The sequence below is a fragment of the Kosakonia quasisacchari genome, assembly GCF_004331415.1.
GTDB lineage: Bacteria > Pseudomonadota > Gammaproteobacteria > Enterobacterales > Enterobacteriaceae > Kosakonia > Kosakonia quasisacchari.
Genome location: NZ_SJOP01000009.1, coordinates 104,280 through 125,298, shown reverse-complemented (window position 1 = coordinate 125,298; position 21,019 = coordinate 104,280). Strand labels below are relative to the sequence as shown.

23 protein-coding genes, 1 pseudogene and 1 riboswitch are annotated in these 21,019 nt (G+C 51.6%); of the genes and pseudogenes, 12 read left to right on the top strand and 12 right to left on the bottom strand.

The window, feature by feature from the left end; all coding sequences use genetic code 11:
• Positions 1–36: 36 nt before the first annotated feature.
• Together tsaB and E0L21_RS11710 are read right to left on the bottom strand one after the other, a co-directional pair.
• Positions 37–732, bottom strand: coding sequence for a tRNA (adenosine(37)-N6)-threonylcarbamoyltransferase complex dimerization subunit type 1 TsaB (gene tsaB / locus E0L21_RS11715; protein ID WP_131409655.1), 696 nt, complete (start codon positions 730–732; stop codon positions 37–39).
• 58 nt (positions 733–790) lie between these two features.
• Positions 791–2,701 (bottom strand): ATP-dependent DNA helicase, encoded by a 1,911-nt coding sequence (locus tag E0L21_RS11710; protein ID WP_131409653.1) that lies wholly within the window; start codon positions 2,699–2,701, stop codon positions 791–793.
• A 113-nt stretch (positions 2,702–2,814) separates the two neighbouring features.
• Here E0L21_RS11710 and E0L21_RS11705 point away from each other — a divergent pair, with 113 nt between their 5' ends.
• The gene (locus E0L21_RS11705; protein WP_131409651.1) at positions 2,815–3,159 is read left to right on the top strand and encodes a RidA family protein; all 345 of its coding nucleotides are present in this window, start codon (positions 2,815–2,817) and stop codon (positions 3,157–3,159) included.
• On the opposite strand, the gene E0L21_RS11700 is transcribed toward E0L21_RS11705, so the two are convergent.
• Positions 3,160–3,342 carry a YoaH family protein gene (locus E0L21_RS11700; RefSeq protein WP_131409649.1) on the bottom strand — a complete coding sequence of 61 codons (183 nt, stop codon included), beginning with the start codon at positions 3,340–3,342 and terminating at the stop codon, positions 3,160–3,162. It lies immediately after the preceding gene.
• Between the two features lie 84 nt (positions 3,343–3,426).
• On the opposite strand from E0L21_RS11700, the gene pabB reads away from it, so the two are divergent.
• From pabB to E0L21_RS11680, 4 genes are all read left to right on the top strand, one after another.
• On the top strand, positions 3,427–4,779 hold the full coding sequence (gene pabB / locus E0L21_RS11695) for an aminodeoxychorismate synthase component 1 (RefSeq protein WP_131409647.1): 1,353 nt from the start codon (positions 3,427–3,429) through the stop codon (positions 4,777–4,779).
• Between the two features lie 3 nt (positions 4,780–4,782).
• Positions 4,783–5,361, top strand: coding sequence for a CoA pyrophosphatase (locus E0L21_RS11690; protein WP_131409645.1), 579 nt, complete (start codon positions 4,783–4,785; stop codon positions 5,359–5,361).
• A gap of 174 nt (positions 5,362–5,535) precedes the next feature.
• A complete protein-coding gene (gene sdaA, locus E0L21_RS11685) occupies positions 5,536–6,900 on the top strand; it encodes an L-serine ammonia-lyase (protein WP_131409643.1) in 1,365 nt (454 codons plus the stop codon).
• Positions 6,901–7,060: 160 nt separating this feature from the next.
• Positions 7,061–8,659, top strand: coding sequence for an EAL domain-containing protein (locus tag E0L21_RS11680; RefSeq protein WP_131409641.1), 1,599 nt, complete (start codon positions 7,061–7,063; stop codon positions 8,657–8,659).
• A gap of 3 nt (positions 8,660–8,662) precedes the next feature.
• Here E0L21_RS11680 and yoaE read toward each other — a convergent pair whose 3' ends face one another.
• Entirely contained in the window at positions 8,663–10,222 is a 1,560-nt protein-coding gene (gene yoaE, locus E0L21_RS11675) for a CNNM family cation transport protein YoaE (RefSeq protein ID WP_131409639.1), read from the bottom strand.
• Positions 10,210–10,365, bottom strand: a complete 156-nt coding sequence (locus E0L21_RS25485; RefSeq protein WP_380208859.1) for a protein YoaL — start codon at positions 10,363–10,365, stop codon at positions 10,210–10,212. Before E0L21_RS25485 ends, yoaE begins: the two co-directional genes overlap by 13 nt.
• 314 nt (positions 10,366–10,679) lie before the next feature.
• Here E0L21_RS25485 and manX point away from each other — a divergent pair, with 314 nt between their 5' ends.
• The 5 genes from manX to mntP all read left to right on the top strand — a co-directional run bounded on the left by manX (position 10,680) and on the right by mntP (position 14,823).
• Positions 10,680–11,642, top strand: coding sequence for a PTS mannose transporter subunit IIAB (gene manX, locus E0L21_RS11670; RefSeq protein WP_131409637.1), 963 nt, complete (start codon positions 10,680–10,682; stop codon positions 11,640–11,642).
• Between the two features lie 63 nt (positions 11,643–11,705).
• Positions 11,706–12,503 carry a PTS mannose/fructose/sorbose transporter subunit IIC gene (locus E0L21_RS11665; protein WP_131409635.1) on the top strand — a complete coding sequence of 266 codons (798 nt, stop codon included), beginning with the start codon at positions 11,706–11,708 and terminating at the stop codon, positions 12,501–12,503.
• Between the two features lie 12 nt (positions 12,504–12,515).
• Complete coding sequence (locus E0L21_RS11660; protein ID WP_020454084.1) at positions 12,516–13,367, top strand: PTS mannose transporter subunit IID; 852 nt, start codon at positions 12,516–12,518, stop codon at positions 13,365–13,367.
• 55 nt (positions 13,368–13,422) lie between these two features.
• Positions 13,423–13,881 carry a DUF986 family protein gene (locus E0L21_RS11655; RefSeq protein ID WP_131409633.1) on the top strand — a complete coding sequence of 153 codons (459 nt, stop codon included), beginning with the start codon at positions 13,423–13,425 and terminating at the stop codon, positions 13,879–13,881.
• Positions 13,882–14,077: 196 nt separating this feature from the next.
• A riboswitch (yybP-ykoY riboswitch) is annotated at positions 14,078–14,250 on the top strand.
• A 6-nt stretch (positions 14,251–14,256) separates the two neighbouring features.
• Positions 14,257–14,823 carry a manganese efflux pump MntP gene (gene mntP, locus E0L21_RS11650; protein WP_131409631.1) on the top strand — a complete coding sequence of 189 codons (567 nt, stop codon included), beginning with the start codon at positions 14,257–14,259 and terminating at the stop codon, positions 14,821–14,823.
• Here mntP and rlmA read toward each other — a convergent pair.
• The 6 genes and pseudogenes from rlmA to mgrB all read right to left on the bottom strand — a co-directional run bounded on the left by rlmA (position 14,820) and on the right by mgrB (position 18,163).
• Positions 14,820–15,635 (bottom strand): 23S rRNA (guanine(745)-N(1))-methyltransferase, encoded by an 816-nt coding sequence (rlmA, locus tag E0L21_RS11645; protein ID WP_131409629.1) that lies wholly within the window; start codon positions 15,633–15,635, stop codon positions 14,820–14,822. The genes mntP and rlmA overlap by 4 nt on opposite strands.
• 140 nt (positions 15,636–15,775) lie before the next feature.
• Entirely contained in the window at positions 15,776–15,985 is a 210-nt protein-coding gene (gene cspE, locus E0L21_RS11640; RefSeq protein ID WP_001062678.1) for a transcription antiterminator/RNA stability regulator CspE, read from the bottom strand.
• Between the two features lie 12 nt (positions 15,986–15,997).
• Positions 15,998–16,138: pseudogene (locus E0L21_RS11635) on the bottom strand (DUF2627 domain-containing protein).
• A 511-nt stretch (positions 16,139–16,649) separates the two neighbouring features.
• A complete protein-coding gene (locus E0L21_RS11630) occupies positions 16,650–17,639 on the bottom strand; it encodes an MBL fold metallo-hydrolase (RefSeq protein ID WP_131409627.1) in 990 nt (329 codons plus the stop codon).
• An 18-nt stretch (positions 17,640–17,657) separates the two neighbouring features.
• Positions 17,658–17,945, bottom strand: coding sequence for a YebO family protein (locus E0L21_RS11625; RefSeq protein ID WP_131409625.1), 288 nt, complete (start codon positions 17,943–17,945; stop codon positions 17,658–17,660).
• Between the two features lie 74 nt (positions 17,946–18,019).
• On the bottom strand, positions 18,020–18,163 hold the full coding sequence (gene mgrB, locus E0L21_RS11620; RefSeq protein ID WP_017456969.1) for a PhoP/PhoQ regulator MgrB: 144 nt from the start codon (positions 18,161–18,163) through the stop codon (positions 18,020–18,022).
• A gap of 161 nt (positions 18,164–18,324) precedes the next feature.
• Between mgrB and E0L21_RS11615 the strand changes: the two genes are divergently transcribed.
• On the top strand, positions 18,325–18,564 hold the full coding sequence (locus tag E0L21_RS11615; RefSeq protein WP_131409623.1) for a YobH family protein: 240 nt from the start codon (positions 18,325–18,327) through the stop codon (positions 18,562–18,564).
• A 52-nt stretch (positions 18,565–18,616) separates the two neighbouring features.
• Here the strand turns inward: E0L21_RS11615 and kdgR are convergent, their stop codons facing one another.
• A complete protein-coding gene (gene kdgR, locus E0L21_RS11610; protein WP_131409621.1) occupies positions 18,617–19,408 on the bottom strand; it encodes a DNA-binding transcriptional regulator KdgR in 792 nt (263 codons plus the stop codon).
• Positions 19,409–19,585: 177 nt separating this feature from the next.
• Between kdgR and E0L21_RS11605 the strand changes: the two genes are divergently transcribed.
• Positions 19,586–20,959: an MFS transporter gene (locus E0L21_RS11605; RefSeq protein ID WP_131409619.1), complete on the top strand. Its 1,374-nt coding sequence runs from the start codon at positions 19,586–19,588 to the stop codon at positions 20,957–20,959.
• The last annotated feature ends 60 nt before the right edge of the window (positions 20,960–21,019 follow it).

Below are 21,019 nucleotides of genomic sequence, written 5' to 3'. Positions count from 1 at the left end.
GATGCGACTCCTTACCCCAGTGGATACTACTGAGATTCATTCCCGGCCAGGAAGTTTCTTCCACGCCACTTCGTTACGTAAATAAACCGGTTCGGCGTGTTCAACGGCGACGGTTTTCTGTGCAGCCAACAGTTGACGAGCAATGGGCAGCATATCTTCTGCGGCGGGCAATAAGATCTCACCATCGCGCAGTGTAGCCGTACTGTTGTTGCTCATATCGGGCCATGCGGGCCAGCCAGTACCGACCATCGCCCATTCGCCATTTAACTGCTGCAAACGTTCAGTTACGGCTTCCGGTTTTAACACCGTTTCCGTCTCTTCGCCGTGCCAGACGCCATTTTCATCGCGCTGATATTCTGCCCAGTAGACTTCGCCCATCCGCGCATCAATTGCCGCCAACACACGGGTCGCGCCCATTTTACGCCACGCGCCCTGCGCCATTGTCGCCAGCGTTGACACGCCAATCATCGGCAGTTCAGCGCCGAGCGCCAGCCCCTGCGCAATGCCAATGCCGATGCGCACGCCGGTAAAGCTCCCCGGGCCACGACCAAAGGCCAGTGCGTCCAGCTGCGTCAGTTTAAGTTCAGCATCGCCAAGCACATCCCTGACCAGCGGCAGGATGCGTTGTGTGTGTTCACGTGGGCAAAGTTCGAAGTGAGCGAAGGTTATTCCATCGTTCCATAAGGCGACAGAACAAGCTTCTGTGGCAGTATCAATAGCCAGAATGCGCATGGGAATAGCAGTCCATGAAAAACAAAATGGCGCGCATCTTACCACAGTCCGCAGTAAATTACTGCGCCGGGGGAGAGGCAAGGAATTCAACCGCGCGGCGAATATCCCGGGTTCGTGGTGCAGGCGGCAGGCTGGCGAGAAACACCGCGCCATACGGGCGCATCACCAGACGGTTATCGCAAATGACCAGCACACCGCGATCGTCAATATCACGAATTAAGCGCCCGACACCTTGTTTCAGGGTAATAACCGCGTCCGGCAGTTGTACTTCATCAAACGGATCGCCTCCGCGCAGACGGCAATCTTCCATCCGCGCTTTTAACAAGGGATCTTCCGGGGATGTAAACGGCAGCTTATCAATAATCACCAGCGATAACGTATCGCCACGCACGTCCACCCCTTCCCAGAAGCTGCTGGTTGCCACCAGTAAGGCGTTACCGGCATTCACAAATTGCTGCAACAGCTGACCTTTGCTGGTTTCGCCTTGCAGTAATACAGGCAGGCTCATGGTGGCGCGAAATTGCTCGGCAAGATCACGCATCATGGCGTGCGAAGTACACAGCATAAAACAGCGACCATTGTTGGCTTCGATCATTGGTCTAAGCATCGCCGCCAGCTGGCGCGCAGCGCCTGGCTGATTGGTCTGCGGAAGATTGCGTGGCACGCACAGCAAGGCCTGGCGTTCATAATCAAAGGGGCTTGGCAGCAACAGAGATTGCGCCCCTTCAATGCCAAGCCGCGCGGTAAAATGGTGCAGATCGTCATTCACCGAAAGCGTTGCAGAGGTGAAAATCCAACTGCCCTTTTTCTGCGCCATCACCTCGGTAAACTTATCCGCTACGGTCAGTGGCGTTAACGCCAGCGTGAAGTTGCGCGACGTGCATTCATACCAGTAGCTAAAGCCTGGCTGGTTGATCTCTTTGAGTCGTTTCAGCCTCGCACGGTATGTCGTTGCGCGTTCAAACGCGGCATCCAGCAGTGCGGAGCGGCCCAGCGACAACTTCGCCACGTCGTAACAGAGTTCCAGTGCATCATCGAGCAGCAATAGCGCACGTTGAATATGCGCATCCGCCAGTAACTCGCGCAGGTTGCCGCGATAACCCGGTTCACCTAACTGCAAACGAAAATCTTGCGTGCTTTGCGCCAGTCGGTCGGCGCACTTCTGTAACTGCGCGGTATCTTTTAGTTCAGTGCGATAGGCAATGGTGAAATCTTTTGCGAGATCAAGAAGCTGGCGGCTGGAAAGTGACTGACCAAAATACTGGCTGGCGATGTCGGGAAGCTGGTGCGCTTCGTCAAAGATCATCACTTCGGCTTCCGGGATCAGCTCACCGAAGCCGCTCTCTTTCACCACCATATCGGCAAGAAACAGGTGATGGTTTACCACCACTACGTCGGCATCCATCGCTTTTTTGCGCGCCTTCACCACAAAACAGTCTTTGTACATCGGGCAGTCGCTGCCCAGACAGTTATCGTTGGTGCTGGTCACCAGCGGCCACGCCTGCGAATCCTCCGCCACACTGACGCAGGTACTGATGTCACCATCGGTAGTTTGATTCGACCAGGAGCGCAGCAATATAACGTCGCTGAGGGTTTGAACAGGCAGGTCGCCGCCTGCCAGCGCTTGCTGTTCGAGACGTTCAATACAGAGGTAGTTGGACCGCCCTTTCAGCAGCGCCGTGCGTCCGGTGAACTCAAGCGCTTTGGCGACAGTAGGTAAATCGCGACTGTAAAGCTGATCCTGCAAGGCTTTCGAACCGGTGGAGATAATCACTTTTTTCCCGGCGCGCAGCGCTGGAGCGAGGTAGGCGTAGGTTTTACCGGTACCGGTGCCCGCTTCCACCACCAGCGGCTGCGTATTCTCAATCGCGTGTGTGACGGCTTGCGCCATCTGGCGCTGCGGTTCACGCGGTTTGAATCCCGCAATGGCTTTGGCTAATTGGCCGTCTGTTGCAAAATCGTCCGTCACACTACCCCCTGGTTAAATCGCCAGTGATTATGTCAGGACGAGCGGATTTACGCCAGCCAGCTTTTTATGGCACTCTTGCCCGCAAATTCATGGCAGATAAGAAGGAACAGATAATGACGATTGTGCGTATTGATGCGGCGGCTCGCTGGTCTGATGCGGTTATCCACAACCAGACGCTCTACTACACTGGCGTGCCGGAAAACCTCGATGCCGATGCATTTGAACAGACGGCCAATACGCTGGCGCAAATTGATGCGGTTCTGCTCAAGCAAGGTAGCGATAAAACGCGCATTCTTGATGCCACAATTTTTCTGGCCGATGGCGACGATTTTGCCGCCATGAATAAAGCGTGGGATGCCTGGGTTGTTGCGGGGCATGCGCCGGTGCGCTGCACCGTGCAGGCAAAACTGATGAACCCGCGTTATAAAGTGGAAATCAAAATCATCGCCGCGGTGTAATTACTCGTCATCCTCGTCTTCGAAGCGCGCCACGATCCGTTCGCCGGTATGGTTGGCGCGTAACTCATTGGCAACCTGCGTGATCGCCTGCCCGCTGCTCATGCCGCCGGACATCAACTCCTGAATACGCTCTACCGCTTTTTGTTGCTGCTCGTGACTGAGGGAAGGTAAACCTGCAAACATTGTCAACTCCTGCTAAATTATTGACGCTAATTATTCCATGCGTCGGCGCGCTTCACCAGCGCAGACGCACACGAGTCAGGATCCATGAAGACGTTATCCCCCGCCGTTATTTCACTGCCGTGGCGCCTGGACGCCGCTGAACATTACTTTGCCCCACTCAGCCACCAGCCCTGGGCCATGCTGTTGCATTCTGGCCATGCAGAACATCCACATAATCGTTTCGATATTCTGGTGGCCGATCCCCTGGAGACACTGACGACGCACGGTGAGGCAACGACCCTTAATGGTAGCGAAATATCTCAAGAAGATCCGCTACAACTGTTGCAACAATGTCTGGATGCTTACCCGTTTCGTTGCGAACCTCATGCAGATCTGCCATTTCAGGGCGGTGCGCTGGGGCTATTTGGCTACGATTTAGGCCGCCGTTTCGAAAAACTCCCCACGATTGCCGAACAGGACATTACCCTCGCGGATATGGCGGTCGGAATTTATGACTGGGCGCTGATTGTCGACCACCGGTTGCAACGCGTGACATTGCTCAGCTATCGCGACGTTAACGCCAGGCTGGCGTGGCTACAGGCGCAAAGCGAACCGCAGCGCCAACCGTTTCGGCTGACATCCGCCTGGCAGGCCAATATGACGCGTGGGGAATATGGCGAAAAATTCCGTCAGATTCAGGCGTGGTTACACAGCGGCGACTGCTACCAGGTCAACCTGGCTCAACGTTTTGCTGCCGACTATTGTGGGGATGAGTGGCTGGCGTTTACCCAACTCAATCGCGAAAACCGTGCGCCATTCAGCGCTTTTTTACGCCTTGAACACGGCGCGATCCTAAGCCTGTCGCCGGAGCGTTTTATTCGCCTTGAACGTGACAATATCGAAACTCGCCCGATTAAAGGCACGTTGCCAAGACTTGCCGACCCGCAGGCAGATGCGCAGCAAGCGCAGAAACTCACTGCCTCACCGAAAGACCAGGCCGAAAACCTGATGATTGTTGATTTGATGCGTAACGATATTGGTCGAGTGGCGATACCCGGTTCGGTGCGCGTGCCGGAACTGTTCGTGGTCGAACCTTTTCCTGCCGTTCACCATTTGGTCAGCACCGTAACGGCAAAATTGCCCGCCGGGCGTCACGCCAGCGATCTGCTGCGCGCTGCGTTTCCAGGCGGCTCGATCACCGGCGCACCGAAAGTGCGTGCGATGGAGATTATCGATGAGCTTGAACCGCAGCGGCGCAACGCCTGGTGCGGCTCTATTGGTTATCTCAGTTTCTGCGGGAACATGGATACCAGCATCACCATTCGCACGCTCAGCGCCTGTGCGGGGAAAATTTATTGTTCCGCAGGCGGCGGCATTGTAGCCGACAGCCAGGAAGAGGCGGAGTATCAGGAAACTTTTGATAAAGTTAACCGTATCCTGCGGCAACTGGAGAGATGATTCGTGGAGCAACCGGCTTTAACTCTGGATGATTTTTTATCGCGCTTTCAGCTTTTACGCCCGCAACTCAACCCGGCGGTGGCGAACACACGTCAGGCGGCGGTACTGGTGCCGGTGGTACGCCGTGAACAGCCCGGCCTATTACTGACGCAACGCTCGCCTCTGCTTCGCAAGCACGCCGGTCAGGTGGCGTTCCCTGGGGGCGCAGTTGACAGCACGGATGCGTCGCTCATCGCTGCGGCGCTGCGCGAGGCGCAGGAAGAAGTCGCCATTCCACCTGAGGCCGTTGAAGTCATTGGCGTTTTGCCGCCGGTTGACAGTGTGACGGGTTTTCAGGTTACACCGGTGGTGGGCATTATCCCGCCGGATTTGCACTATCACGCCAGTGAGGATGAAGTGGCTGCGGTGTTTGAAATGCCGCTGGCCGAAGCACTGCGTCTTGGTCGCTATCATCCGCTGGATATCCACCGCCACGGCAATGCGCATCGGGTGTGGTTATCCTGGTATCAGCATTATTTTGTCTGGGGCATGACGGCAGGAATAATTCGCTCGCTGGCGCTGCAAATTGGGCGCAGACCTTGACTATACTTTACACATCGCACTTTTGTGACAGCGTACGCGCTATTAGTAAAATCAAGGTTAGCCATTAGTTTAATTCATGTGAATAGTTAAGCTGTTTATGGCCTTCCCTCTTACACTATGCGCAGTTATTACATCGTTACTGGAAACGCCGGTAACCCTGTCAGGAGCGTTAATGTGATTAGTCTATTCGACATGTTTAAGGTGGGGATTGGTCCCTCATCTTCCCACACTGTAGGCCCGATGAAGGCCGGTAAGCAGTTCGTCGATGACCTGGTCGAAAAAGGATTGCTGGAGAACGTCACCCGCGTGGTGGTTGATGTGTACGGCTCGCTCTCCCTTACCGGGAAAGGTCACCATACCGATATTGCCATCATTATGGGGCTGGCGGGCAATGAACCGGCCACGGTCGATATCGATGCAATCCCGGGTTTTATCCGTGATGTAGAAAATCGCGGTCGTCTGCTGCTGGCGCAGGGGCGTCATGAAGTCGATTTCCCGCAGGATGACGGGATGCGTTTTCACAGCGATAACTTGTCGCTGCATGAGAACGGAATGCGCATCACTGCGCTGAATGACGAAAGCGTCATTTACAGCAAAACCTATTATTCCATCGGCGGGGGTTTTATCGTCGATGAAGAACATTTTGGTAAAGAGACCACCAACACTGTCAATGTCCCTTATCCGTTCAATTCTGCTACCCAGATGCTGGAGTATTGCAAAGAAAGCGGTTTATCGCTTTCTGGCATGGCGATGCAGAATGAACTGGCATTGCACTCGAAAAAAGAGATTGAAGAGTACTTCGGTAATGTCTGGTCAACCATGCGCGCCTGTATCGATCGCGGTATGAATACAGAAGGCGTGCTGCCGGGGCCCCTGCGCGTTCCGCGCCGGGCTTCCGCACTGCGTCGTATGTTGGTTTCCAGTGATAAGCTCTCCAGCGATCCGATGAACGTTATCGACTGGGTGAATATGTTTGCGCTGGCGGTTAACGAAGAAAACGCCGCCGGTGGCCGCGTGGTAACCGCGCCAACTAACGGTGCCTGCGGCATCGTTCCGGCTGTACTGGCCTATTACGACCACTTTATCGAATCCGTCAGCCCGGATATTTATATCCGCTATTTCCTCGCCGCTGGCGCAATCGGCGCATTGTATAAAATGAACGCTTCCATTTCCGGTGCCGAAGTGGGTTGCCAGGGCGAAGTAGGCGTTGCCTGTTCTATGGCGGCTGCGGGTCTTGCGGAGCTGCTGGGTGCCAGCCCGGAGCAGGTCTGCGTGGCGGCGGAAATTGGCATGGAACATAACCTCGGTCTGACCTGCGACCCGGTCGCAGGGCAAGTACAAGTGCCGTGCATTGAGCGTAACGCTATCGCTTCGGTGAAAGCGATTAACGCTACGCGAATGGCTATGCGCCGTACCAGCGCGCCGCGCGTCTCGCTCGATAAAGTTATCGAAACCATGTATGAGACCGGCAAAGATATGAACGCCAAATACCGCGAAACATCGCGTGGCGGGCTTGCCATTAAAGTACAGTGTGATTAATTCTTGCTTATCAACGCCGTTCAGCCGAACGGCGTTTTTTTTAACCTTTGCTGCAGTTGAGTGATCTTTCGCCTATTTATCGTCGCTTCGGTAATTCCCCACTACACTTTGAGTGTTCTGGCATGGAAATCAGGCCAGGGATTTTACAGGCGGCAGCGGCATGCAGACGGCTCAACGGATCATCAAAAGTTACCGACGACGGCGCGCCATTGTTTGCGTGCTGGTTGGTGCTGTCGCCCTATTTTTAACCCTGACGTTTCGCTTTATTTCGGAGCGTAATTTAAATCATCAGCGTATTTACGCCTTTACCAACCACGCGGTTGAAACGCTTGAGCGTTTGATGCTGCCGCTGGAAGCGGGTCGCAGTGTGCTGGTGCCTCTGGTTGGCATCCCCTGTAACGATATTCACCTGCAACTTCGCAAGCTCGCAGCAAGTCTGCAAACCGTGCGATCTATCGGTCTGATTCAAAACGGAACGCTCTATTGCTCAAGTATCTTTGGCCAACGTGATGTTGCAATTCACCAGCTTCAGCCCTCGCTGCCTTCTCGTTCGCAAAAACTGGTGCTCACCACTGACCAGTCACTGTTAAAAGATCGCCCGATCTTGATCATGTGGTATCCCACCAGTGAAGACGGGCAAAGCGGCGTGATGGAAGCGGTAAATATTGAGTTACTCAGTAATTTAATGCTTGAGCCGCAAGAGCCATTGATTACCAGCGTCAACCTCAGCGTTGGTGGTAAACATCTGGTTGAAGGCAAAGGTGTGTTGGATGACTTACCGCCGCTGGAAAACGAAAAACGCTACCAGCGTGCTTCTGCCCATTTTCCTTTTACCATTAGTGTTACCGGTCCGGGCTCCACGAGACTAGCGCTGTGGCATTTGCCTTCACAGTTACCCCTGGCGCTGATGATGAGTTTATTGACCGGTTTTATTGCCTGGTTTGCCACCGCCAACCGCATGAGTTTTTCCAGAGAGATCAACCTTGGGCTTGCCGGGCGCGAATTTGAGCTATTTTGCCAGCCATTACTTAACGCACATGACATGCAGTGCGCAGGTGTCGAAATTTTGTTGCGCTGGCATAACCCGCGCCAGGGATGGATCTCACCAGAAATATTTATTCCGCTCGCCGAAGAGCAGCATCTGATTGCCCCGCTGACGCGTTATGTGTTGATAGAAACCCAGCGTCAACTGGCGCTCTTTCCTGATGATCCTCACTTTCATATCGGCATCAACGCCGCGCCAAGCCATTTACGCCACGGCGAATTGCTAAAAGATCTCGTCCAGCTCTGGTTTAACAAAAATCCCGCCCAGCAATTAACCATTGAACTCACGGAGCGCGATGCTTTGCTGGATGTTGAATCACGGATGTTGCGTGAACTTCATCGCCATGGCGCGAAGATAGCCATTGATGATTTTGGTACCGGCAACAGTTCGCTTTCGTGGCTGGAGAAATTGCAACCGGACATCCTGAAAATCGACAAATCTTATACCGCGGCTATCGGTACGGATGCGGTGAACTCGACGGTGACCGATATGATTATCGCGCTCGGCCAACGGTTGAATATCGAGCTGGTAGCGGAAGGCGTGGAGACAACGCAGCAAGCGCTGTATTTACGTCAACAAGGTGTACACATGTTGCAGGGGTTTCTTTTTGCAGCACCGATGCCGGTGACGGATTTTCCGGCCTGGCTGGCGGGGAATGTTTCCCCGCCGCCGGAACGGCATAACGGGCATGTCGCGCCGTTAATGCCGGGGTAAAGATTACTCTTCTTCGTCGTGAGCAGGTTGCTCTTTAACAATACGTACCAGATCAACACGGTAATCGTTGGCTTCAATCACGGTGATATGCAACGGTGCCATTTCGAAGGTTTCGCCCACTGGCGGGATTTGTCCTCGCGCGGCAATCACCAGCCCGGCCACGGTGGCAATGTCTTCGTCTTCATCGACGAGGTTGTCCAGACCCAGCGTGTGCTGCAACGCGTGTAAGTCTGTGGTGCCTTTGACCAGCCAGCCGTCACCGTCGCCAATGATTTCAGGCGTTTCATCCGCATCCGGGAATTCACCGGCGATGGCTTCCAGTACGTCCAGCGGGGTCACAAGACCTTGCACGACACCAAACTCATTGGTGACGATAACAAAACTACCGCGAGCCCGGCGCAATACGGCCAGCAGCTTGATCGGATCCAGGGTTTCCGGCACAACAATCGCCGGGGTTGCCGAAGCGATAGCCGCAACATCCACGCCCGCTTCCAGCGAGACCAGTATCTCTTTCGCGCGCACAATGCCAATGACTTCATCCAGCTCACCACGGCAAACAGGGAACAGACTGTGCGGTGAAGACAACAACTGTTGGCGGATCTGTTCAACCCCGAGGTTGGCATCCACCCAACTAATGTCACCGCGCGGCGTCATAATGCTGCGAAGCGAGCGTGAGGCCAGAGATAATACGCCGTTAATCATATAACGTTCTTCTTCCGCAAACGCGCCTTCCGGCACCGGGACGGAGGCCTGGCTATCCGCTTCAATTTGTGGGTTCGACTGGCGGCGTCCTCCCATCAAACGCAGGATGGCATCAGCCGTACGGGCACGCAGCGGCAGATGTGACTGATGGCGAATAAAGTTCCGGCGCGCAATCTGGTTAAAGAACTCAATGATGATGGAGAAACCAATCGCCGCGTACAGATAGCCTTTCGGAATATGAAAGCCAAAACCTTCAGCCACCAGGCTCAAACCGATCATCAGCAGGAAGCTCAGGCAGAGCACGACCACTGTGGGATGTTGGTTCACAAAACGCGTCAGCGGTTTTGATGCCAGTAACATCACTGCCATCGCAATAACGACGGCCGCCATCATCACCGGCAGGTGATTGACCATACCTACTGCGGTGATTACCGCATCGAGTGAGAAGACCGCGTCAAGAATAACGATCTGCACGACGACCACCCAGAAACTGGCGTAGCCTTTGCCGTCGCCACTGACATGTTCACGGTTTTCCAGCCGTTCATGCAGCTCCGTCGTCGCCTTGAATAACAGGAACACACCACCGAACAGCATAATCAGATCACGCCCGGAGAAGGTAAAATCCCAGACGGAAAAAAGCGGTTTTGTCAGCGTTACCATCCACGAGATCAGCGACAACAGCCCCAGTCGCATCACCAACGCGAGCGACAGACCAATGAGACGCGCTTTATCACGCTGTTTCGGCGGCAGTTTGTCGGCAAGGATGGCAATAAACACCAGGTTGTCGATACCGAGAACAATTTCCAGAACAACCAGCGTCAATAATCCCGCCCAAATCGAGGGATCCATTAAGAATTCCATGACAGGCTCCTGACAAGAGATGCGTTATTCAGTGTGCGGAAACGCACAAATATGACATTAAACGTCGTTGGAAAATGGCGGAAAACGCCGGGCTGCGAGGCACGAGAAGGCCAAAAAGTGAACTGACGTCGGTGACGATCCATACGGTGGGCTGCTGCCCTATACTCCTGACTAATTAAACGGAGGATAAACATATCAGAGTGAGTTTGGCATTTGCAAAGATTTACCGGAATTTGCAATTTGTGTGGATATTTTGCGCTTCGAAATTTCACGAAGAGGAAACCTAAATTACGGATCTTCATCACATAAATTATTTTTTCACTATCTAAAATAAATCCCGAAAGTCATAGGTGTTCTCTTTAACCCTTATCTGAATCGATTCGGTTTACCGTTACCGGGACAGATTCACAATACATCAATTACTGGTGTGTTAACGACAAGAAGAAGGAGGTAGCAAGTGACCATTGCTATTGTTATAGGCACACATGGTTGGGCTGCGGAACAATTGATCAAAACCGCCGAGATGCTGCTGGGCGAGCAGGAGAATGTCGGCTGGATTGATTTTGTTCCCGGTGAAAATGCGGAAACGTTGATCGAAAAGTACAACGCACAGCTGGAGAAGCTGGATACCGGCAAAGGTGTGCTGTTTCTCGTTGATACATGGGGCGGCAGCCCGTTCAATGCTGCCAGTCGCATTGTCGTCGATAAAGAGCATTATGAAGTCATTGCTGGCGTCAATATTCCGATGCTGGTGGAAACACTGATGGCCCGGGATGACAACCCGACATTTGACGAACTGGTGGCGCTGGCGGTGGAAACCGGACGTGAAGGCGTGAAAGCGCTGAAAGCGCAACCGGTAGCAAAACCCACATCTGCACCTGTGGCACCGAAAGCGGCAGCACCTGCCAAACCCATGGGACCTAATGATTATATGGTGATCGGCCTTGCCCGTATCGATGACCGTCTGATCCATGGCCAGGTTGCTACCCGCTGGACAAAAGAGACTAACGTTACGCGTATTATCGTGGTGAGCGACGAAGTGGCAGCAGATAATGTCCGTAAAACCCTGCTGACTCAGGTTGCGCCTCCAGGCGTGACGGCACATGTCGTTGATGTCGCCAAAATGGTGCGTGTGTATAACAACCCTAAATATGCGGGTGAGCGCGTGATGCTGTTGTTCACCAACCCGACGGATGTGCTGCGCGTCGTTGAAGAGGGGGTAAAAATCACCTCCGTCAACATTGGCGGTATGGCTTATCGTCAGGGTAAAACCCAGGTGAATAACGCGGTTTCGGTGGATGAGAAAGATATTGTCGCATTCAAGCAGTTGAACGAACGCAATATTGAGCTGGAAGTCCGCAAAGTTTCAAACGATCCGAAACTGAAAATGATGGATTTAATCAGCAAAGTGGCGAAATAACCGCGGCGGCCTGATTGATTCAGTTTTCACACTTACGTCTGATTTAGCTATAGGAGAAGTACAATGGAGATTACCACTCTTCAGATTGTGCTGGTGTTCGTCGTCGCGTGTATTGCCGGTATGGAGTCGATACTCGATGAATTCCAGTTCCACCGTCCGTTGGTGGCATGTACGCTGGTGGGCATCGTTCTGGGTGATATGAAAACCGGTATCATTATCGGCGGTACGCTGGAAATGATTGCCTTGGGTTGGATGAACATCGGTGCGGCTGTCGCACCCGATGCGGCGCTGGCGTCGATTATCTCGACCATTCTGGTCATTGGCGGTCATCAGAGCATCGGTGCCGGTATCGCGCTGGCCATTCCTCTGGCGGCGGCAGGCCAGGTTCTGACCATTATCGTTCGTACCATTACCGTCGGCTTCCAGCATGCCGCGGATAAGGCAGCCGAAACCGGCAACCTGACGGCGCTTTCCTGGATCCACGTCTCTTCCCTGTTCCTGCAAGCTATGCGTATCGCTATCCCGGCGGTAATTGTCGCTATCTCTGTCGGTACCAGTGAAGTACAGAGCATGCTTAGCGCCATTCCGGAAGTGGTGACCAGTGGTCTGAATATCGCCGGTGGTATGATCGTGGTGGTAGGTTATGCGATGGTCATCAATATGATGCGCGCAGGCTACCTGATGCCGTTCTTCTATCTCGGCTTCGTGACAGCGGCATTCACCAATTTCAACCTCGTCTCGCTGGGTGTTATCGGTGCAGTCATGGCGATTCTCTACATTCAGCTCAGCCCGAAATATAACCGTTCAGCAGGCGGCGCTGCTCCGGCTGGTTCCAACGATCTTGATAACGAACTGGATTAACAGGTGAACGACATGGTTGATATGACAAAAACTCCGACTGAGAAAAAACTCACCCAGAGTGACATTCGTGGCGTGTTCCTGCGTTCTAACCTGTTCCAGGGGTCATGGAACTTCGAACGTATGCAGGCATTGGGCTTCTGCTTCTCAATGGTGCCGGCGATTAAACGCCTGTACCCGGAAAATAACGAAGCGCGCCGTCAGGCCATTAAACGTCATCTGGAGTTCTTTAACACCCATCCATACGTCGCAGCGCCGGTACTGGGCGTTACGCTTGCGATGGAAGAGCAGCGTGCAAACGGCGCAGAGATCGACGATGGTGCGATTAACGGCATCAAAGTTGGTCTGATGGGGCCGCTGGCAGGGGTTGGCGACCCCATTTTCTGGGGTACGGTGCGCCCGGTCTTTGCAGCGCTCGGTGCTGGGATCGCCATGAGCGGCAGCTTGCTCGGACCATTGCTGTTCTTCGTCTTGTTCAATATTGTCCGTCTGGCGACACGTTACTACGGCGTGGCGTACGGCTACCGTAAAGGTATCGACATTGTTAAAGATATGGGCGGTGGCTTCCTGCAAAAACTGACCGAGGGGGCGTCAATTCTCGGCCTGTTTGTGATGGGGGCACTGGTTAATAAGTGGACGCATGTGAACATTCCACTTGTGGTATCAGAAATTACCGATCAGACCGGTAAAACCAACGTCACGACAGTGCAAACCATTCTCGATCAGTTAATGCCGGGCCTGGTACCACTACTGCTGACTTTTGCCTGCATGTGGCTGCTGCGTAAGAAAGTTAACCCGCTGTGGATTATCGTTGGCTTCTTCGTTATCGGAATTGTGGGTTACGCCATTGGTCTTCTGGGTCTTTAATTTGTGATGTGATAACCGGGGGCTTGCCCCCGGTTTTTTTATGTAAGGAGAAACAATGACGATTGCGGATATCGTATTGGTACTGTTTATCGCTGCCCTGCTGGCTTTCGCTATCTATGATGAATTCATCATGCCACGCCGCAATGGTGCTACGCTCCTTGCGGTTCCCCTATTACGCAGAAGCCGTACCGATGGGGCTATTTTTGTCGGTCTGCTTGTGATCCTTATCTATAACAACACAGCTAATGGCGGTTCATCATTAACCCTGTGGTTATTATTTGCGCTGACTTTGTTGGGCATTTATCTCTTCTGGATCCGCGCCCCCAAAATCATTTTTAAAATGCGCGGTTTTTTCTTTGCTAATGCATGGATTGAATATAGCCGTATAAAAGAGATGAATTTATCGGAAGATGGTGTGTTAGTGATGCAATTAGAACAACGACGTTTGCTTATTCGCGTACGAAATATCGACGACCTGGAAAAGATCTCTGCCATTTTACTTAAAACTCAGTGAGTTAAGCTCTATTTTCGCGGAAATTACTCCGCGTAAATAATCAGCAGACTTATAGCCATTGCTATATTACTGGGGGGAAGCACTTATATTTATTAACGTAATTTTTACCGATAAATCTAAATGCTAATCGTTATCAAAAAGCAAACAACATTATATATTGCTGCTGTTGTTTTATATTCTCAAAATATGTTAAGGTGCGTCCGTCGTTGGGGAGTAGCCGATTTCCACTACTGGAAATGTACGTGTCAACATACTCGTTGAAAAACGTGGCACGTACGGACTGAAGTCATCAGTCAGGCGAGACTATTGGCACATCAACTGCTGTTTACGGGGGGCAGAGATGTGTTATATGGAACTCCCGGTCAGGACGCTCACATGAATTTATCTGCTACTCTTCTCCTCGCTTTTGGCATGTCGATGGATGCTTTCGCAGCTTCTATTGGTAAGGGTGCCACATTACATAAACCGAAGTTTTCTGAAGCATTGCGCACCGGTCTTATCTTTGGCGTGATTGAAACCCTGACGCCGCTGATCGGCTGGGGGCTGGGCCTGCTGGCAACGAAATTTGTACTGGAATGGAATCACTGGATAGCGTTTGTGCTACTGGTGTTTCTCGGTGGCAGAATGGTGCTTGAGGGAATACGCGGCGAAGACGACAGTGAAGCGGAAACGCCGCACCGCCATGGTTTCTGGTTGCTGGTAACCACCGCAATTGCTACCAGCCTCGACGCTATGGCTGTTGGTGTTGGCCTCGCTTTCTTGCAAGTCAATATTCTCGCAACTGCGCTGGCGATTGGTTGTGCAACGCTAATTATGTCGACAACAGGAATGATGATTGGCCGTTTTATTGGCCCGCTTCTTGGAAAGCGAGCCGAGATTCTCGGTGGTATCGTGCTGATTGGCATTGGCGCGCAGATCCTGTGGAGCCACTTTGCCGCTTAACTTTCCCGCTGTAAGCAGTGGATCGTAAAATCGGTCTGGCAGTGGAATTGTTCCATTGCCGCTAACTTTTCCCACACCTCCGGTTTTGCCCGCCAGGCAAAAGGCGTCATTTGCAATAGCGTAACCGCTTGCTGGCCCGTCAATGTCATATCATAGGCGAGTGATTGCTGTTCCAGCACTCTGAATCCTAAGATATCGCCGCTATTTTCCGCATGTAAATGCACCTCGTCATAGATGAGCCCCTTTAATTCCATCAGATGGCGTGGTCCTGGTGATGCGGTAATGACAATACCTTCTGGCCTCATTACGCGCGACAACTCTTGCGCTTTACAGGGCGCATAAATACGCACCAACCCGTCAATGCTGCTGTCGTCAAAAGGCAAGCGGTGGCTGGATGCAACACAAAACATGATCGCCGAATAGCGCTTCGCCGCCGCACGAATCGCCGCTTTTGAAACATCCAGTCCTAGCATTTGCGCACCATGTTGCTGTGCAATCGCGGCAAATGCCTGGGTGTAATACCCTTCCCCACAGCCAATATCCAGCACAGCATCGGCCACCGGCGGTAGCCGCGCATTCAAAATGTCACCAATCGCATCACGCAATGGCTGGTAATACCCTGCATCCAGAAAAGCGCGCCGCGCTTGCATCATCTCCGCACTGTCGCCAGGATCCTTCGAGCGTTTATGCTGAACGGGCAAAAGATTGACATAACCCTCTTTCGCAATATCAAACTGGTGCCGCTGCGCGCAAAAGAAGGATTTATCTCGACGATGTAAAGGTGCGTGGCAAAGCGGACAACTGAAAGCCATAAAAACTCCGGGGCGTTCTTAAAGGGCGAGAGTGTACCGCCATTTGTTATGTCGTGGAAATTAAAAAGCCCCGCACTAAGGCGAGGCTTTATGTCTGACATTGACGCGCTAAATGCGCTTCAAGCTCAGGGGTGTCGAAATCAGATAGCAGTTACGTTAACTGCAGCTGGGCCTTTCTGGCCGTCCTGAATTTCAAACTCAACGTTCTGGCCTTCGGCCAGAGTTTTGAAGCCGTTACCCTGGATTGCAGAGAAGTGTACGAATACATCTTTGCTGCCATCAGCCGGAGTAATGAAACCAAAACCTTTAGACTCGTTGAACCACTTAACTTGACCTTTAATCTTTGCCATTTGCAAAATTCCTTAATGTATATACTTCGCCCGCAGGCATTGACTGAGAAAACTGAGACATTACTGCTTGAGGCACTAATATAAGGTTCGGCAGAGAAGCTGTATTCAACGAAACGTTTTACTCAGGACTTCTTTACTGAAAATGCCACACATAAACAGAGCTGTACCTCGATTGACCCAAAACGTGTTATCACATAATACGTAAATTATGGCAAGCCATTTTTAAACATGTCTGGATCCGTCGCACAAATTCTATGGTTATCAAGACTTGTTGCGCACGTTTATGCATAACATTGAACGCTATAACAGACGCTCTGAACATCAATATTTGTGCTCACAGAAGCGAATTTCTTACTATAGCTCAATAAGTTCCGTCGTTCCATGCCAGTTCCCATACCGCTATGCATATAGCGTATATCGTAAGAACTTTTTGCGCATACTTATGCTTTTTTCTTAGACCAGGAAGATTCTTAAACAAATATAAACCCAATAAAAACTATTACCTCAAACCACTATGGATATTTCTTGTGCAAATAAGCAAAGTTGTGCACCAAAATAATGAAATTATGATGACACTGCCTCATAAAAAGGCAAAGAAATCGTTTCGATAAAAATAAAACAGCGTGATAATAAAGCAACGCATGTTTTTGGAGTGCTGGCGGAATTAACAAAGAGGCAAATACTGCCCAATTTTTAAGATCCTGAAGTTATCATTCTCCGCAGCCGTTTCGGTTAATGCCCACTGCAACTCTTTGACTGGTTCATCAAGCGATTCATCCGCCAGCTCAAATACTCCCCAATGAATAGGGATAGCAAGCGGCGCACCCAACTGTTGCCAAAGCGCAACAGCACTTTGTGGATCCATATGATTCATCGCCATAAACCAGCGCGGTGCATAAGCACCAATTGGCAGCGCGATAGTATCCAGTTGACCTAACCGTTGAGGAATGGTGAGCAATTCTGGTGTGTAACCTGTATCACCAGCAAACCAAAAACGCTGCGCTGATGATTCAATGACCCAGCCGCACCACAATGAGCGATTGCGATCCCATAATGTGCGCATGCTCCAATGTTGTGCAGGCACCGCGGTGTAGGTCATTCCCTGAAATATAAAACTTTGCCACCAGTCTAACTCAGTAACATGTTGCGCACCGCGTCGACGAAGCCAACCGCCAACCCCCAATGGTACAAAGAAGTGCACATCCGGAAAGCGACGCAGCAGCGCACGCACCGTCCACGTATCCAGGTGATCGTAGTGATTGTGAGAAATAAGAATCGCGTCCAGTAGCGGAATGTCGGCAATCGCGAGCGCTGTCGGTGTCCGACGTTCTGGACCAGCAAAGCTTACAGGCGAAGCACGACGAGAAAAGACGGGATCTGTGAGGAGATATTGGCCCTGCAGGCGCAATAGCATGCTGGCATGTCCTAACCACCAGAGGCCATCGTCCTCACCAGCAATATCGGCTTTTTGCCACCACTGTTCGATAAATCCTGGGTAGCCGCAGGAGGGTGGTCGGGGAAGCCCGGCGGCTTTGCGCTCTTTTCGCCAGCGCTTAACATCTCCGGGTTGATGGGCAAAAGATGCCGAATTGCTAAAACCTTCCGGCGTGTGGTGCGAGATTGCAGGATTATACCAGGGGTTTTTCCACGCCATCTCGCACTCCCAGGCAGGCTAGCGCTCAGCAACCAGGCGGATGAAGTCATCATCACCTTTTTCTTGCGCTTTTACTGGCTCAACCGCTTCGTCTTTTTCAGGTTCATTTGACTCGCACAACCGGCGCAGCAAAGCATTTTGTCGTTTTTGCTGATCCAGCAGAGCTTCAAGTAACTCGATTTGTTCATTCGTGCGTGAACTGGCGCGATTGATAAAGAACCACAAAACCAGACCGACAAGAAGAACCACCAAAGAAAGGACTATGGACGCAAGGTTGATCGCGCCTGAATTTAATACTTCGTTCATTTCACCACCTCTATATAGACGCGGCATTCTACCACTGACGTCAAGGAAGGAAATCTCTCACTGAAAAAATGCCATTACCAGGGGATGAATTTATTGATGACGCAGATGCCGCTGAAGAATTGTACATCTTGATCACACATTACGTTAAGCATTTGAGTCCAGAGTAGCAGGCAGACTACCAATACGGCAGCCAGAATCAGCCATCTATATTTTCTCACTCCACTCTCCGATACGTTGCAAGGTGTAACCAGGTTAACATGGCTTCCTTAAACCGCGACTAACTGTATCTCCTTTCGGTATTTTTAGGAATGCTGGACTTGTTTCACCAGGTAAATACCGTAGCCTTGTGATACAGTCTACCGATATGCAAGGAGCAAATATGCGTACACTCATACGAAGCGTTATCGTTCTGGCGCTGCTGTGGATTGGGCTCTTGCTGAGCGGTTACGGGGTGCTGATCAACAGTACGGAAAACGCGGCTGGGCTGGGCTTGCAATGTAAATATGCTACTGCGCGAGGCACCAGTACCGCACAATATGTGCATTCCAGTAATGGTTTTTTTGGTCTGGCAAATTGCCCGCTGTTGCGTAAAAGCGATACCGTTATCGATAACGGCTAATCTTTTGCACAAAAAAAGCCGCCTTTTTTTCAGGCGACTTTTTTGTCTTCATTCAGAACGGATAGTCGTTATAACCCATCTGTTCGGAAATTTTACGCGCGGCATTGTGCAACATTTCAACATACTCATGCAGGCGTTCTTCTGAAAAGCGCAATGTTGGGAAAGAAATACTTAAACCAGCAATCACAACACCGAAACGGTCAAAAACCGGCACGCCAATACAGCGTAAGCCTTCTTCCTGCTCTTCGTTGTCTTCGCCATAACCTTGCTGACGCACAATATCCAGCATCGGCAACAGATCTTCGGTACTTGTGATAGTGCGCTCAGTGCTGCGCTTATACTCAACACCTTCAAGAATCTGCTGCACTTCGTCACGATCGCGCCATGCCAGCAGGACTTTACCAATCGCAGTGCTGTACAACGGGTTACGGCGACCAATGCGCGAATACATGCGCAGATTGTACATTGAATCAATTTTATGGATGTAGACAATGCTATCTTCATCCAGCGCACCCAGGTGGATGGTCTCTTTCGTCAGACGAGAAAGCTCACGCATTTGGATATCCGCGCTGCGGATCAAATCAACGTTTTGCAATGCGCGCGCCCCAAGCTCAAAAAGCTTCAGCGTCAGGGAATATTTTTCTGACTCCCCTTCCTGTGCGACATAACCTAACGATTTCATGGTTTGCAAAAAGCGATAAACGGTGCTTTTCGACATCATGACACGCTGCGAAAGCTCGGTGATGCCGATTTCACGCTCTTCTCCGAGCGCCTGCAGAATGCCAAATACCTTCAATACAGAAGAGACAGAATCTGGCTGCTTGTCCAAATCTGCGATTGCCATTAATCACCTCATCGCCTGTGTTTTATAAAATTCAGAATCGGTTTTTATTATAAATTCGTCATCCGGTCACCGCAATGCGCGTTTGTCAACTTCGTTACAAATCTGCGACATAAAACCGGAATGCTAATGATAGAATCATTATACAAATAACTTTGTGACACTAGCCCTGAAATTTCCATGGATAAATCCTCCCTTGATGGCTTGCCCATTCCACAGCGTTACGGCGCAATTCTGACCATTATTGTTGGCATCGCCATGGCCGTGCTGGACGGCGCAATTGCTAACGTTGCTCTACCGACCATTGCGAGGGATCTCAATGCTTCCGCTGCCAGTTCAATCTGGATTGTTAATGCCTATCAAATTGCGATCGTCGTTTCATTACTGACCCTTTCATTCCTTGGCGATATGTTTGGTTATCGCCGAGTTTATCAATACGGCCTGATGCTCTTTACGCTTACCTCGTTACTTTGCGCGCTTTCCGACTCGTTATTGACCTTAACTTTGGCGCGTGTCGCACAAGGCTTTGGCGGTGCAGCACTGATGAGCGTTAATACTGCGCTCATTCGGCTGATTTATCCCCAGCGAAGCCTGGGGCGCGGTATGGGCATCAACTCCTTCGTTGTCGCTGTATCATCTGCTGCAGGACCGACCATTGCAGCGGCCATTCTTTCTGTTGCCTCCTGGCAATGGTTATTCCTGATCAATGTGCCTCTGGGTATTCTCGCCTTGCTGTTGGCAATAAAATTTTTACCGCCCAATGCGACACGCAGTGCAAAACCTAAATTCGACCTGCCCAGCGCGGTAATGAATGCACTGACATTCGGTCTGTTAATCACGGCCCTTAGCAGCTTCGCTCAGGGGCAATCCACGATGTTAGTCTTGGTGGAATTGGTCGCATTGTTGCTCATTGGCTCGCTTTTTGTTCGCAGGCAGTTGAAATTACCCGTACCTTTATTACCTGTAGATTTGCTGCGGATCCCGCTTTTTTCTCTGTCGATTGGCACTTCTGTCTGTTCATTTTGCGCACAGATGCTGGCACTTGTCTCTTTGCCTTTCTTTTTACAGACGGTGCTTGGACGCAGTGAAGTGGAGACGGGGTTGCTGTTAACGCCCTGGCCGCTGGCTACTATGGTAATGGCTCCGCTGGCAGGATATCTGATTGAACGCGTTCATGCCGGGCTTCTGGGAGGATTAGGAATGGTCATGATGGCGGGTGGCTTATTTGCACTAGCGCTGCTTCCGTCGGCACCGGCAGATATTGATATCATCTGGCGAATGGCGTTATGCGGTGCGGGTTTCGGCCTGTTTCAGTCGCCCAACAACCACACTATTATCACTGCCGCACCCCGCCAGCGCAGCGGCGGTGCCAGTGGCATGCTGGGTACAGCGCGTCTACTGGGACAAAGCTCCGGTGCCGCACTGGTAGCGTTGATGTTTAATCTTTTTGAAACCCATGGGACGCATACCTCATTGCTACTGGCAGGAACACTCGCCACGATCGCCGCCGGAATCAGCAGTCTACGTATTACACAGCCGCGCGCCAGTGAGTAAAAAATCCCTTGTATAGCACGATATTGATAACGTCGTCGAAGGGATTAACGCCCTACCCGT